At 66.7% G+C, this 12713-nt stretch carries 13 protein-coding genes; 8 read left to right on the top strand and 5 right to left on the bottom strand.

The features are described from left to right. Positions 1-94 precede the first annotated feature (94 nt). A complete protein-coding gene (locus FHR38_RS10225) occupies positions 95-322 on the bottom strand; it encodes a ferredoxin (protein WP_184534443.1) in 228 nt (75 codons plus the stop codon). Next, positions 319-1527 carry a cytochrome P450 gene (locus FHR38_RS10220; protein ID WP_184534442.1) on the bottom strand — a complete coding sequence of 403 codons (1209 nt, stop codon included), beginning with the start codon at positions 1525-1527 and terminating at the stop codon, positions 319-321. The genes FHR38_RS10225 and FHR38_RS10220 overlap by 4 nt, the downstream gene beginning before the upstream one ends. Before the next feature lie 210 nt (positions 1528-1737). Here FHR38_RS10220 and FHR38_RS10215 point away from each other — a divergent pair, with 210 nt between their 5' ends. The 3 genes from FHR38_RS10215 (at position 1738) to FHR38_RS10205 (ending at position 4860) form a co-directional block, all read left to right on the top strand. Beyond that, entirely contained in the window at positions 1738-2667 is a 930-nt protein-coding gene (locus tag FHR38_RS10215) for an endonuclease/exonuclease/phosphatase family protein (RefSeq protein ID WP_376771474.1), read from the top strand. A gap of 67 nt (positions 2668-2734) precedes the next feature. After that, complete coding sequence (locus FHR38_RS10210; protein ID WP_246447131.1) at positions 2735-4117, top strand: neutral/alkaline non-lysosomal ceramidase N-terminal domain-containing protein; 1383 nt, start codon at positions 2735-2737, stop codon at positions 4115-4117. Between the two features lie 101 nt (positions 4118-4218). Next, positions 4219-4860: an NUDIX hydrolase gene (locus FHR38_RS10205; protein ID WP_184539480.1), complete on the top strand. Its 642-nt coding sequence runs from the start codon at positions 4219-4221 to the stop codon at positions 4858-4860. Positions 4861-4880: 20 nt separating this feature from the next. On the opposite strand, the gene FHR38_RS10200 is transcribed toward FHR38_RS10205, so the two are convergent. Then, a complete protein-coding gene (locus FHR38_RS10200) occupies positions 4881-5603 on the bottom strand; it encodes a methyltransferase domain-containing protein (RefSeq protein WP_184534440.1) in 723 nt (240 codons plus the stop codon). A gap of 92 nt (positions 5604-5695) precedes the next feature. Continuing rightward, entirely contained in the window at positions 5696-7333 is a 1638-nt protein-coding gene (locus tag FHR38_RS10195; protein ID WP_184534439.1) for an ABC-F family ATP-binding cassette domain-containing protein, read from the bottom strand. Positions 7334-7422: 89 nt separating this feature from the next. Between FHR38_RS10195 and FHR38_RS10190 the strand changes: the two genes are divergently transcribed. The 5 genes from FHR38_RS10190 (at position 7423) to FHR38_RS10170 (ending at position 11558) form a co-directional block, all read left to right on the top strand. Then, a complete protein-coding gene (locus FHR38_RS10190) occupies positions 7423-8175 on the top strand; it encodes an ROK family protein (RefSeq protein ID WP_184534438.1) in 753 nt (250 codons plus the stop codon). A 98-nt stretch (positions 8176-8273) separates the two neighbouring features. Next, positions 8274-8642 (top strand): tetratricopeptide repeat protein, encoded by a 369-nt coding sequence (locus tag FHR38_RS10185; RefSeq protein WP_184534437.1) that lies wholly within the window; start codon positions 8274-8276, stop codon positions 8640-8642. A gap of 383 nt (positions 8643-9025) precedes the next feature. After that, positions 9026-9280: a Smr/MutS family protein gene (locus FHR38_RS10180; RefSeq protein ID WP_184534436.1), complete on the top strand. Its 255-nt coding sequence runs from the start codon at positions 9026-9028 to the stop codon at positions 9278-9280. Positions 9281-9467: 187 nt separating this feature from the next. After that, complete coding sequence (locus FHR38_RS10175; protein ID WP_184534435.1) at positions 9468-10421, top strand: FAD-dependent oxidoreductase; 954 nt, start codon at positions 9468-9470, stop codon at positions 10419-10421. 333 nt (positions 10422-10754) lie between these two features. Continuing rightward, positions 10755-11558 carry an SCO2525 family SAM-dependent methyltransferase gene (locus FHR38_RS10170; RefSeq protein WP_246446419.1) on the top strand — a complete coding sequence of 268 codons (804 nt, stop codon included), beginning with the start codon at positions 10755-10757 and terminating at the stop codon, positions 11556-11558. Between the two features lie 82 nt (positions 11559-11640). Here the strand turns inward: FHR38_RS10170 and FHR38_RS10165 are convergent, their stop codons facing one another. Further along, complete coding sequence (locus FHR38_RS10165; protein WP_184534433.1) at positions 11641-12675, bottom strand: phosphatidylserine/phosphatidylglycerophosphate/cardiolipin synthase family protein; 1035 nt, start codon at positions 12673-12675, stop codon at positions 11641-11643. Positions 12676-12713 lie beyond the last annotated feature (38 nt).

Here is a 12713-nt window from a genome sequence, read left to right as displayed (position 1 = left end):
AGCGATCGGCTACTCGATCGTTGTCGCCTCGGTACCCACTGGCTGCGCAAACCACTCACCCCGGCGGTGATCTGCGGGGTCGGCGGAGTTCGGGTTACGGCTCGGGCGCGATGAGGTGACCGTCGGTGCCGTCCCGGACGGTGATCGCCTCGGCCGGGCAGGACTCGGCCGCGTCGGTCACCACCTCGACCGGTGGGGTCGTTTCCGCGTTCGGGCGGGACCTCCCGTCGGTGAGGGTGAAGTGTCCGGGGGCCATGCCGACGCAGATGCCCGCCCCGATGCAGCGGTCCCGGTCGACGGTGACTTCCCAGGCCCCGTTCACCAGGCCACCGGCAACGCGGTCAGGCCCCGCACCAGGAGGCCGCTCTTCCAGGCCAGGTCCGGTTCCGGTACGGCGAGCCGCAGGTCGGGGAGGCGGGTGATCAGCGAGCCGAGGGCCACCTGTAGTTCCATCCGGGCCAGTTGTGCTCCGACGCAGTGATGTACGCCGTGACCGAAGCCGACGTGCGGATTGGTCGGCCGGGTCAGGTCGAGCCGGTCCGGGTCGGCGAAGACCCGCTCGTCGCGGTTGGCCGACGAGAGTGCGCCCAGCACCGGCTCCCCGGCCCGGACCGTGCCGCCGCCGAGTTCCACGTTCTCCCGGGCGTACCGGGCGAACGCCGAGGCCGCGCCGAGCGGCACGTAGCGCAGCAACTCTTCCACCGCGGCCGGGATCAGCTCCGGGTCGGCCCGAAGCCGGTCCAGTTCGGACGGGTGGGTGAGCAGGACGTACACGAAGTTGGAGATCTGGGTGACGGTCGTCTCGTGTCCGGCGGCGAGCAGCCCGGCGGCGAGTCGTACCAGTTCGTCCTCGGTGAGCCGGTCCTCGTCCTCTGCGCGGGCCCGGACCAGCGCGCTGATCAGGTCGTCGGTTGGTTCCTTGCGGCGCTGCGCGACGAGTTCGGCGATGTAGGCGTAGAGGTTGGCGAGGTATTCGTCGATCTGCTCGGGGCTCAACGAGGTGGTGGAGACGATCGCCTCCGACCAGGTGTGGAAGCGGCCCTGGTCGACGATGGGGACGCCGAGCAGCTCGCAGATGACCCGGATTGGCAGCGGAGTGGAGAAGTGTTCGACCAGGTCGGCGGGGGGACCGGCGGCGATCATGGCGTCGAGGAGTTCGTCGGCGATCTGCTGGGTACGCGGCCGAAGCTGCTCCACCCGCCGGGCGGTGAACGCCTTCGCCACCAGTTTGCGCAGTCGGGTGTGGTCCGGCGGGTCCATCGTGAGGATGCCCTCCTGGATGGAGTGGGGCGTGCTGCGCGGCTCGTCTCGACCGAGTGCGGCGGCGCGGCTGAACCGCAGGTCGCCGAGGACGGTCTTCACGTCCTCGTACCGGGTGGCGAGCCAGGCCTCTTCGCCGTACGGCAGCCGTACCCGGACCAGCGGCTGCTTCTCGCGAAGCTCGCCGTAGGTGGGATCCAACTGGAGGCGGTCGGGGGCGGTGAACGGGTAGTTGCGGGCATCGGCGATCTGCTGGTGGTCGGTCATCTTCTGACTCCCCTCGTCGCCCGAGGACGGACGCGTTTCCGCACGTCAACCCGGTGACATTGACTTTGAGTGATGCGCCAACTGCGGATGGTAGTCAAGCTTTACCGATAAATCCACCATTGGGCATTCATGGAACTCCAGCTCGATCTATGTGAAGATCGGCTGACCCGGGAGTGCGCCTGGACCGATCGACGATCCATGGGGGACGAGATGCGACTTGGTCGGACCCTGGCCGTGTTGGTGGCCGCGACGCTGGGGGCACTCGCCGGCCCGGTGCCGGCGCAGGCGGCGACGGTCAACACCACCTACAACGTCTGGTCCTGGAACGTCGCCGGTTGGAAGATGCACCGTGGCTCCACCGGCAACGGTCTGATCCCTGCGCTGAGCAACTCGATCCGTAACCGCTCGGCGCACTTCGCCGCCCTCAACGAGCTGTGCTGGAGTCAGTACAAGGCGGTGCAGGCCAACCTGCGCAACTCCGGCTGGCCGCAGGACGTGGAGAACTTCTCCCGCTTCGAGCCGCACAACGACACCGCCTGCGGTGGTGAGCCGTTCGGGGTGGCCATCTTCAGCAAGGCACCCCTCGGTGCGGCCAACCGGTACGCGCTGGCGGCTGACGGCACCACCGAGACGCGCAAGCTGCTCTGTGCGCCGCTGTCGGCCCGGCCGCATCTGCGGTTCTGCACCACCCACATCACCCCGTCCAACGAGGTGGTCAACGGAGAGAAGATCAACGAAACCCAGTTGGGGCAGGTGCTGACCCGACTGGAGGCGTTCCACGCCGCCGGGGACACCGTCATCGTCGGCGGTGACTTCAACGCCCAGCCGCACTACGGGCGGATGAACCCGTGGTACTCGACGAGCCTGACCGTCCCCAACAACTCCGGCAACACCGGCTTCTACCGCGAACTCGACGACACCGACTCCCGCTGCGTCGGCTACGGCGAAACCACCGTGTACGACGGCAACACCGAAGGACTGTGCGGCCAGGGCAAGAAGATCGACATGATCTTCGTACGACAGAACAAGATCGTCGGAGCGTACGACGGTGACTCGCTCGCCATCTCGACCAGTTGCGGCGGTGCCTGCTCCGACCACCGCATCCTGATCGGCACCGTCACCGTCTCAATCACGCAGTGAGGCGAGGAGTGCAATGAGTTCTCGACGTCGTCTGTTGACCCAAGGTGCCGTATTGACGGTGTCAACCATGGTGGCACCGCAACTGCTTTCGGAAGCCGCACGAGCGGCGACCAGCATGGCAATATCGGTTGGGAAGGCCGACATTACCCCCGCTGTGGGGGCCGCTCTCGGTGGGTACGGAGTCAACCGGCCACGCACCGCCACCGGAACCTATGCGCCATTATTTGCCCGATGCATGGTTTTCTGGGACAACGGATTTCCCAACGTTTTCGTTACCGTCGACGTTCTCGGGTTCGGCACGCGTATGCACCAGGCGATCCGCAACCGGGTGATGGGTCTCGGCGTAGGCAACTCGGATTTCGTCTTGACCGCGACGCACACCCACAATGGCCCGAGCCTCGCTGAGAAGCTCGATCCCTATATCTCGTACGCGATGACCCCAGAGCAGATCGCTGCTGTCGAGTCGTACAGCGACTGGCTGGTCGACAGGATCGTGCAACTGGTTGAAGAGACGTTGCTCGCTACACGGCAACCGTGCGTGCTTGACTACCAGGTAGCGACTCAGGAATTCTCCGTCAACCGAGAAGGCCTGCCGTACGTCGAAAGAGATGTTCCCATTCTGGTCGCACGCGATGCCTCCGGCGACCCGCTGGCAGTTCTCTTCAGCTACGGGTGCCACCCGGTTGCGGCTGGCTCGCAGACCCTCTTCGATCCTGACTACCCGGGGGCGGCGGTGTCGGCGATCGAAGGTGCCACTGGCGCCTTTGCTCAGTTCCTTCTCGGCCCAGCCGGCGACCAGAATCCCAGCGGAAGCCTTGGTTGGGCCCTTAGGGACCGACTTGGCCAGGAGCTGGGTGACCGCGTCACGAGTGCGGTCAGCACGCCGGGTCGGCTGGTTTCTGGACCTATTCGCACCAGCTACCAGTCGGTGTCGCTACCGCTGGACGTGACCTTGACGCCGGGAAATCTCACGCTCGTCCAAAACGCCTACGCAACCCGGTTGGCGAACACGGCACTTCCTGGCTACTGTCGCCGACACGCTGAGAGGATGATCGCGCAGATCCAGTCCGGCAACATTGTCACCTCGGTTTCCCTGCCGCTTCAGGTGTGGCGCTTGACCGGCGATCCGGATCTCCGCATCGCACTTGTCGGAGGCGAGGTGGTATCCGGTTACGGGGTGTACTTCCGAAATACCTATGGTGGTTCGAGTCGGCTTTTGTTCGCTGGCTATGCAAACGAGGTCCCGGCGTACATTCCCAGTGACGAGCTGCTGCGCAAGAATTCTTCCTATGCGGCGGGCATTGATCCCGACTTCCCAGGGATCGCCGGTGGCTCGATGACCGTCTACAACTGCATCGGGCATTTCCGCGGTAAACCGAATGTCAGCTCGCCCGACGGGGTCGAACAGATCCTGACCTCGGCGCTCCGATCCATGCTGGACGCAGCCTGAGCCACCCCTTCCGGCCGCAGAGACCCGTACGGGGTGTGCGGCACTGTGCTGGAAACCGGTTGGGCGATGTCGTAGGGCGCTGGCAAGATGCCGCAGTGATCATGACTCGTGGCCGCACACCAGACACTGCCGAGCAGCTGCGCCGGTTGCGCCTGCTGGAGCTGCTGTCCGGGATCGAGCCGTGGGACGACGCGGAACGGGCCGACATCGTCGACACGGCCGAGTGGATCGCCGACGGCAGCCCGCTCTATCGCATCCGTAAGCCGGACGTACCGGCGAAACACCTGGTCAGCTACTTCGTGCTGGTCGACGCGCGGCGCGGTGAGCTGCTGCTCGTCGCACATCGCAAGGCCGGGCTGTGGCTACCGCCCGGTGGGCACGTGGAACCGGCGGAACACCCGTGGGAGACCGTACGGCGGGAGTGTCGGGAGGAACTGCGGGTCGACGCCGTACCGTCCCCGCTGACCGGGACGCGGCCGTTCTTCGTCACCGTCACCACCACCAGAGGCATCGGGCAACACGTCGACGTCTCGTTCTGGTACGTCCTGCAAGCCGACGCCGAAACAGTCACCTGGTACGACGAGGAGGAGTTCTCGGCCATCCGCTGGGTGACCCCACGCCAACTGCTCAGCGAGCCACTCGACACCCTCGACCCGCAGCTGCACCGGCTCACGGAGAAGCTGCTCGCCGCACTCGACGCGGCGGCCACCTCGTCGAAGGAAGAGCCAACAGCGACCTCGTAGACGGAAAAGCCAACAGCCGGCTAGTCGAAGAACCGGGCCATGTGGCTGGCCGACGGGTCCGGATCGTCCACGCCCAACGGGGTGAGGTCGGCGAAGATCGACGCGCCGTCACAGCCCGCGTGCAGCGGATACCAGCGGGGCGTGCCCGGGGGCCGCTGACAGATCCCCTTGATCGTCTGTACGTCCAGCAGCCGTACGTGGGTTGGGTCGGCGACCGCGTTGACATGCCCCCACCAGGGGCTCATCACGTGCAGGACACCGCCGGGCCGGAGTATCCGGTGGCACTCGTCCACCAGGCTCAGGAAGTCGATCAGGTGCTCCAGGATGTGCACCGTGAAGATCACGTCCACCGAGTCGTCGGCGACCGGCAGCGACCGGGACAGGTCGGCCTGGGCGTGCACCCCGCGTGCGACCCGCAGGTCGAAACCGAGGTTGTCCGGGTACTGCTTGGCCGGGCCGCAGCCCAGGTCCAGCACGACCGGTGCCCGGCCGCCGACGCGTACCCGGGACCAGACGGCGAACACCCCGTCGAGCCGGCCGACGAGCTGCCGTACCAGGAGCAGTTCTGCCGCGTCTGCGACGTCGCCGGTGAGGTGCGCGACGCCGCGGTCGAACCGGACCTCGACCGCGGTGTCGCGCAACCGGTCGTCGTGTTTGACCAGGTCGGCGTACGCATCGCCGAGGAAGTCGTCCACCGCCCGGAGTCGGGTGGCGGAGGGCGACGATGGCGTCAGCACGACCATTGGCGGTCACCTCCCGGCCGGGGCTACCCGGATTCGGCCCGGTCATGCCCGCCAGCGGTCACCGGTCGGCTGGCGACAACCCGGTCGGCCGATCATTCCTCGGTGACCTGCCCGGCCTCGACCCGGATCCGCCGGTTCGTCTGCACCGCGTCGAGCATCCGCCGGTCGTGGGTGACCAGCAGCAGCGTGCCCGGGTAGGCCGCCAGCGCCGACTCCAGCTGCTCGATCGCGGGCAGATCGAGATGGTTGGTCGGCTCGTCCAGGACGAGCAGGTTCACTCCACGTGCCTGGAGCAGGGCGAGCGCGGCCCGGGTGCGCTCCCCGGGGGAGAGGGTGGCCGCCGAGCGCAGTACGTGCGCCGACCGGAGCCCGAACTTCGCCAGCAGCGTCCGCACATCGGCCGAGTTCAACTCGGGTACGGCGGCACCGAAGGCGTCCAGCAGCGGCTGGTCGCCGAAGAAGAGCCCCCGGGCCTGGTCGACCTCGCCGACCACCACCCCGGGGCCGAGCGAGGCGTGTCCCGAGTCCAGGGGCAACCGGCCGAGTAGCGCGGCCAACAGCGTCGTCTTGCCCGATCCGTTCACGCCGGTGATCGCGATCCGATCGGCCCAGTCCACCTGGAGGTTCACCGGTCCGAGGGTGAAGTCACCCCGGCGTACGGTGGCGTTCCGCAGCGCCGCGACGACCGCTCCGGCGCGGGGTGCGGTGGCGATCTCCATCCGCAGCTCCCACTCCTTGCGCGGCTCCTCGACCACGTCCAGCCGCTCGATGAGCCGTTCGGTCTGTCGCGCCTTGGCGGCCTGCTTCTCGCTCGTCTCGCCCCGGAAGTGCGCGACGTTCTTGTCGTTGTCGGTGGCCTTGCGGCGGGCGTTGCGGACGCCCTTCTCCATCCAGGCCCGCTGGGTGCGCGCCCGCGCCTCCAGGTTCGCCAACGTGTCGGCGTACTCCTCGAAGTCGGCGCGGGCCTGGCGGCGGGCGATGTCCCGCTCCTCCAGGTAGGCGGTGTAACCGCCGCCGTACTGCCGGACCTGCTGCTGGGCCAGGTCCAGCTCGACGATCCGGTTCACCGTGCGGGTGAGGAACTCCCGGTCGTGGCTGACCAGTACCGTCCCGGCCCGCAGGCCGGTGACGAACTGTTCCAGCCGAGCCAGACCGGCCAGGTCGAGGTCGTTGGTCGGCTCGTCGAGCAGGAAGATGTCGTATCGGCTGAGCAGCAGCGAGGCCATGCTGGCCCGGGCCGCCTGGCCGCCGGAGAGAGTGGTCATCGGCTGGTCGAGGTCGACCGCCAGCCCCAACTCCGCAGCCACCTGTTCGGCCCGTTCGGGCAGGTCCGCGCCGCCGAGGGCCAGCCAGCGTTCCAGGGCGACCGGGTACGCGTCGTCCGCCCCTGGTGCGCCGACCGTCAGGGCCTCGGTCGCGGCATCCAGCGCCGTTTGCGCGGCGGTGACCCCGGTACGGCGGGCCAGGAACGCCCGTACCGTCTCGCCCGGTCGACAGTCCGGTTCCTGCGGCAGATGTCCGACGGTCGCGGTCGGTGGGCTGAGTTGCACCGTGCCGTGCTCGGCGGGGTGCAGCCCGGCCAGGATGCGCAACAGTGTCGACTTGCCGGCGCCGTTGACGCCGACCAGTCCGATCACGTCACCCGGGGCGACGACCAGGTCCAGCTCGGAGAAGAGAAGACGATCGCCGTGTCCGGCGGTGAGGTCCTTGGCGATCAACGTGGCACTCATGGCCTGTCGATGCTAGCGGGACGGGGGGAGAAGTCGAGCGAATTGCCGCCGGCCCGATGGGCTCCGTCCGCCCCGGGCAGACTGTGCCTGTGGTGACCACTCTTGCCATCGACTGCGGTGGCGGCGGGATCAAGGGTTCGGTACTGGACGAGGCGGGGACGATGCGCGCCCGCCCGATCCGGGTACCCACGCCGTACCCGTTGCCTCCCGCGCTCTTCATCAAGACCCTGCTGGATCTGAGTACCGAGTTGCCTCGGGCCGACCGGGTGACGGTGGGGATGCCCGGGATGATCCGGCACGGCGTGGTGGTGTCCACGCCGCACTACGTCACCCGGGCCGGCCCACGAACCAGGGTCGATCCGGAGCTGGTCGCCGAGTGGGCCGGCTTCGATGTGCAGAGCGGTCTGGCCGACGCGTTCGGCGTACCGGTGTTGGTGCTCAACGACGCGGAGGTGCACGGTGCCGGGGTGGTGGCCGGGACCGGGCTGGAACTGGTCCTCACCCTCGGCACCGGACTGGGGTGTGCCCTCTTCGACGGGGGGGCGCTCGCGCCGCACCTGGAGCTGTCCCAGGCGTCGTTCCGGTGGGGGACGAGCTACGACACCTACGTCGGGGAGCCGGAACGGCGCCGGCTGGGCGACGGGTTCTGGTCCCGTCGGGTACGCGGGGTCGTCGAGGGCCTACGGCCGGTCTTCCTGTGGGACCGGCTCTATCTGGGAGGTGGCAACTCGCGACTGCTCCGGCCGGATCAGGTGGCCCGGATGGGCGACGACGTGGTGGTCGTGCCCAACACCGCCGGCATCCTCGGCGGCGTACGTGCCTGGACGATCCGCGCCGGCTGACCGAGCGGGTCGGTGACGAGGAACCGGGAAGATCTGCGGGGCTGGCGGGGTTGTGTCAGCGTCGGATGAAGGCGGTGGCGCGAACGAGGAGGTGGGGTGTGGATCTTCTGGAGGAGTACCGGCGAGCGACCATGTTCTTCGAGGCTGGGGACCCGACCGGGGCGGCCCGGCTGCTGGAACCCATCATCGCGGCGGAACCGGACAACTCCGCCGTACGGCAACTGCTGGCTCGGGCGTACTTTCAGTCGGCCCAGCTCGGTCGGGCGGAGGAACAGCTGCGGGTCCTGGTGGAACGGGACCCCAGCGACCACTACGCGCACCACGTACTGGGCCGCACCCTGGAACGGGTCGGACGCCCCAACGAGGCACTGAGTCACCTCCGCATCGCTGCCGCCATGCGTGCGGGGGACGAGGACTATCTGACCGCCTTGCGTCGGGTGGAGGATCGGGTCGGCTCCCGGCGCTGACCGCCACACGTCCGGCGATCGGCGTACGGCAGGACAGCCGGGCGGGATGGCCAGCCGGGCAGGACGGCATGACAGCCGGGCGGGGGCAGTCGGATGGCTGTCCCCGCCCGGCTTTTCGTTATGGCCCGGTTGCTTTGCCCGCTGTCGTCAAGGGCCGCGAACCTCGGCGCCTTCGGACGATGATGACGATGGCAAGCCCCATGGACGCCACTACGCCTGCCGTCGACAGACGGAGCCAGCGTGGCCATGGCCCCCGGTCGACGCCGGGCTCACCGGTACGTAGCTCCGGCAGGAGCTTGGCCGGGGGAGATGGTTGCACCGGTGTTCGGACCGGTCGGCCTACGATTGGCCGTCATGGGAGCTGACCAGGTGGCGGGTACGCGATGAAGCTCAAACTCGACCTGCACGACATCTTCAACCGGGGCCACGACATCGACCGGGCGCTGCGCGGGATCATCGATGAGGCGGTGGCGAAGAAGGCGACCCTGGTGGAGATCATCCCGGGCAAGGGCTCTGGGCAGCTCAAGAAGCGGGTGCTGCGCTTCCTGGACCAGAAGGACGTCAAGCAGCTCTACCACCGGGTGGAGAAGGACTCGAAGAACTTCGGCCGACTCTTCGTGCATTTCCGGTGGAAATGACAAGTTGGCGTTGAGCTGCGCGTGGAAGTTGTCAGTCGTCTATTGATCGTATCGGCTGGAAGTCGAACGTCGAGGAATCCCGCGACTGTCAGACTGTCGCCATCCCGACAGTCTTCTGTTGATTTGTGGGGCGGTTGGGGCGAAACTCATCTGCTGATGAGTGTCGATCTGGCGATAGCATTAGCGAATGGCGACCTCTGGAGAGTCTGACGCTCTGGTAGTCGGAGCGGGTGTAGCCGGCCTCACCGCCGCGATTCGTCTCGCCGAAGCGGGATTCTCCGTTCGGGTCCGGGCGGAGCGTCCGCCACTGGAGACCACCTCCGCCACTGCTGGCGCGAGCTGGGGTCCGTACATGGTCAGCGATCCCCGCGTGCTGCACTGGAGTGAACAGACCCGACTCACCCTGGAGAAGCTCGCGGCGGACGCAAGCTCCGGTGTTCGTCTGGTGCGAGGGCTGGAAGCGGCGCCCTATCCGATGGACCCGCCACAGTGGGCGCTCGGGGTCGGTGACTTCGAGTTGTGCCGGGCCGACGAGTTGCCACCCCGGTACGTCAGCGGCTGGCGATACACGATTCCTCTGGTGGAGATGCCGCGTTATCTCGCCTACCTGACCCGGCGGCTGGCTGCTCTCGGGGTGGTCGTCGAGATCGGTGCGATCAATTCGCTGCGAGAGGTGGCCGGCAGTGCGGGATTGTTGGTCAACTGCACCGGACTGGGCTCCCGGTTCCTGGTCCCCGACGACGAGGTCTATCCGACCCGAGGTCAGCTGGTCGTCGTCGACAACCCTGGCGTGGAGACCTTCTTTCAGGACAATGCCGAGAACGAGGACCTGACCTACTTCCTGCCACACGGCGATCACGTGGTCCTCGGCGGGTGTGCGTTGCGCCGTTCGGACAGTCTCGAACCGGATCGGGCGTCCGCCATCGCCATCGTGGAGCGGTGCGCCGAAGTGGAACCACGGTTCCGGAACGCCACCATCCGCAAGATCCTGGTGGGGCTGCGTCCGAGTCGACCCCGGGTACGGGTCGAGCGTGACTCGGTGTCAGGCGTGCCGGTCATCCACAACTACGGGCACGGCGGTGCGGGACTGACCCTTTCCTGGGGATGTGCGGACGAGGTGGTGACGTTGGTCGGCAGGTGATGCCAGGAGAGGTGGTGTCGATGGGAGAGGGTTGGGGGCGGCCGGGGGTGGGGAGGGCGGTATCTTGGCTGTCCTCTGCTCCCGTGGGCGGGTGGGGCCACCGCCCGGAGCGCCGACGATCCGCCAAAAAGCGCCGCAAAGCAGACGTTTTGGCGATATCAATCCATCGTCCGGCGAATTGTGTCCCTTGCCTGCTGCGCGTATCGTCATTTCAGGCTTCAGATTTGAAGTCCGAAAAGATCCCGCATTCTTCTGGTGGTCGTGACTGCCAGGGTGCTAGCCGATTGCCAGGTGTTCGCCGGTGATCGGGCAACGTGAAGGGGGAATAATCGGATGAGTGCCGTAAGGCCGTACCCCGAGAGCGTTGAAGGGGTTGCCAAAGGCCATGTGGGTGCGGCTGATCATGTCTTTAATGATCAGTTCGACTGGGACCATTTCGATTCCGACGCCTATTTCGATCACAACTATCGCGCGGTACGGGACGACGATCGCGAGATAATGAAGATCGTTCGGGACTTCTTCGCCAACGCGGATATCGATTCCCGTGGGCGGGCGGTCGATGTGGGAGCGGGCACCAACCTCTACCCTTCGCTGGCGATGCTGCCGTTCTGTAGTCACCTGGATCTCTGGGAGTACAGCGCGTCCAACGTCGCCTGGCTCAGGCGTCAGGTGGCGGGGTTCGGTGAGAACTGGGACGCCTTCTGGGACATCTACCGTGAGCAGCCCGCCTACGCCGCGTTGAGCGACCCGCGAGTGGCGCTTGCCGAACGTACCGAGGTGCACCAGGCCAGCGTCTTCGACCTGCCCGATCGCCGGTGGGACCTGGGCACGATGTTCTTCGTCGCCTGCTCGCTCTCGACTGATCTGACCGAGTTTCGCCGGGCGGTGCACGCCTTCGTCGGAGCACTCAAGCCGGGAGCACCGTTCGCCACCGCGTTCATGGCGAAGTCGCAGGGGTACTTCGTCGGTGACGATTGGTTCCCTGCCGTCGCCATCGACGCCACCGAGGTGGAGAGTTGTCTGGCGACGGTCGCCACCGGCGTCACGGTCACGTCGATCGAGGTTGGCGCACCGCTCCGGGATGGCTACAGCGGCATGATCGTTGCCACGGGCCGGACGACTACCGACCCACAGTGACATCCGTCGGTGCGGGATCCGGGTTGCCGGATCCCGCACCGTGACCGTGCCTACCCAACTCTGTGTGGAGTGCGCGGGTGGGTCAGGGCCGGAACTCCCGAGCATCCTCGGCGTTCCAGAGATCCGCGAATTCGAGGATGCGCTTGTTCACCCGCTCCGGGTCGGTGACCAGGGACGTGTTGACGATGATGGGATTCAGCTGCCGCAAGGTTGTTGCCGCCGTGGACTGATAGCTGAGCACCTCGTCGAAGAGGATGAAGTCGCGTAGCCGGGAGTGGAAGGCTGCCGCTGCGGTGTTGTCCAGGGTCCGTACCTCGACTCCGATGCTGTAGTGCAGTTGGAGGACCTGGTCGAGGTCCTTCGCCGGCAACTCGTCCCGATCGATGATGAAGATCCGTTGGACCCGTACCCCCCGCTTGATCGCCTGGCGTTGCAGGGCGAGGTAGCGCTGACCGAGATCGGTCTGCCAGACCCCGCCGTCGACGAAGCTCCGGCCGCCGGCGTCCACCGTGCTCAGACTGGTGGCCTTGATGCTTGACTTGGCCGCCTTTGTCAGGCCGAGGATCCAGTCCCGGTCCTCTCCCTCGTACGTCAGGTCGCTGCCGTCGCCGATCTGCTTGAGGTATTCGGCCAGCCGAGTGATCTCGGTCTGGGCGAACTCCTGCACCAGCGGACTCGTTGCCGAGGTGATTTTCGTGCGGCTGCGCACGAGCTTGGTCAGTTGAGCCATCTCACCGGGCTTCAGTTGTGACGCCTCGACCAGGCCGAACAGTTCGGTGGCCAGGTGGATCTTCGAGAATCCCTCGGACAGGTGTCGTTCGGTGGCCTCCGCGTGCCGGGCCAGTTCGGTCTGCGTCCGTTGCTGGTACTCGTCGAACCTCTGCTCCAGTGCGTAGAGCCGCTTCTCGACCTCGAACAGGTATTGCGCGATGAACACCACTGCCGCGACGAAGAGGGAGACGCCGAGACTCCACAGCAAGTCGGACCGATTGCCCAACGGCAGGAAGGTGGAAATGCTGAATGTCACGAGGAAGCCGGCGAGGCTTATGAGGATCTTGGCGATCAGTCGTCGATGGGCCTTGGCGGGTGGTTGCTCTTCGGATCGACCTATCTGCATTATCGTCTCCCATGATGAATGGTTCCGATATAGCGGTG

Source organism: Micromonospora polyrhachis (genome assembly GCF_014203835.1).
Lineage (GTDB): Bacteria > Actinomycetota > Actinomycetes > Mycobacteriales > Micromonosporaceae > Micromonospora_H > Micromonospora_H polyrhachis.
This window is presented reverse-complemented; position numbering and strand designations above follow the sequence as displayed.

Excerpts from the sequence above, each read along its gene's own strand:
- FHR38_RS10220 (WP_184534442.1), bottom strand. The coding sequence starts at position 1,527 with ATGACCGACCACCAGCAGATCGCCGATGCCCGCAACTACCCGTTCACC.
- FHR38_RS10215 (WP_376771474.1), top strand. The coding sequence starts at position 1,738 with ATGCGACTTGGTCGGACCCTGGCCGTGTTGGTGGCCGCGACGCTGGGG.
- FHR38_RS10210 (WP_246447131.1), top strand. The coding sequence starts at position 2,735 with ATGGTGGCACCGCAACTGCTTTCGGAAGCCGCACGAGCGGCGACCAGC.
- FHR38_RS10205 (WP_184539480.1), top strand. The coding sequence starts at position 4,219 with ATGACTCGTGGCCGCACACCAGACACTGCCGAGCAGCTGCGCCGGTTG.
- FHR38_RS10200 (WP_184534440.1), bottom strand. The coding sequence starts at position 5,603 with ATGGTCGTGCTGACGCCATCGTCGCCCTCCGCCACCCGACTCCGGGCG.
- FHR38_RS10195 (WP_184534439.1), bottom strand. The coding sequence starts at position 7,333 with ATGAGTGCCACGTTGATCGCCAAGGACCTCACCGCCGGACACGGCGAT.
- FHR38_RS10180 (WP_184534436.1), top strand. The coding sequence starts at position 9,026 with ATGAAGCTCAAACTCGACCTGCACGACATCTTCAACCGGGGCCACGAC.
- FHR38_RS10175 (WP_184534435.1), top strand. The coding sequence starts at position 9,468 with ATGGCGACCTCTGGAGAGTCTGACGCTCTGGTAGTCGGAGCGGGTGTA.
- FHR38_RS10170 (WP_246446419.1), top strand. The coding sequence starts at position 10,755 with ATGAGTGCCGTAAGGCCGTACCCCGAGAGCGTTGAAGGGGTTGCCAAA.
- FHR38_RS10165 (WP_184534433.1), bottom strand. The coding sequence starts at position 12,675 with ATGCAGATAGGTCGATCCGAAGAGCAACCACCCGCCAAGGCCCATCGA.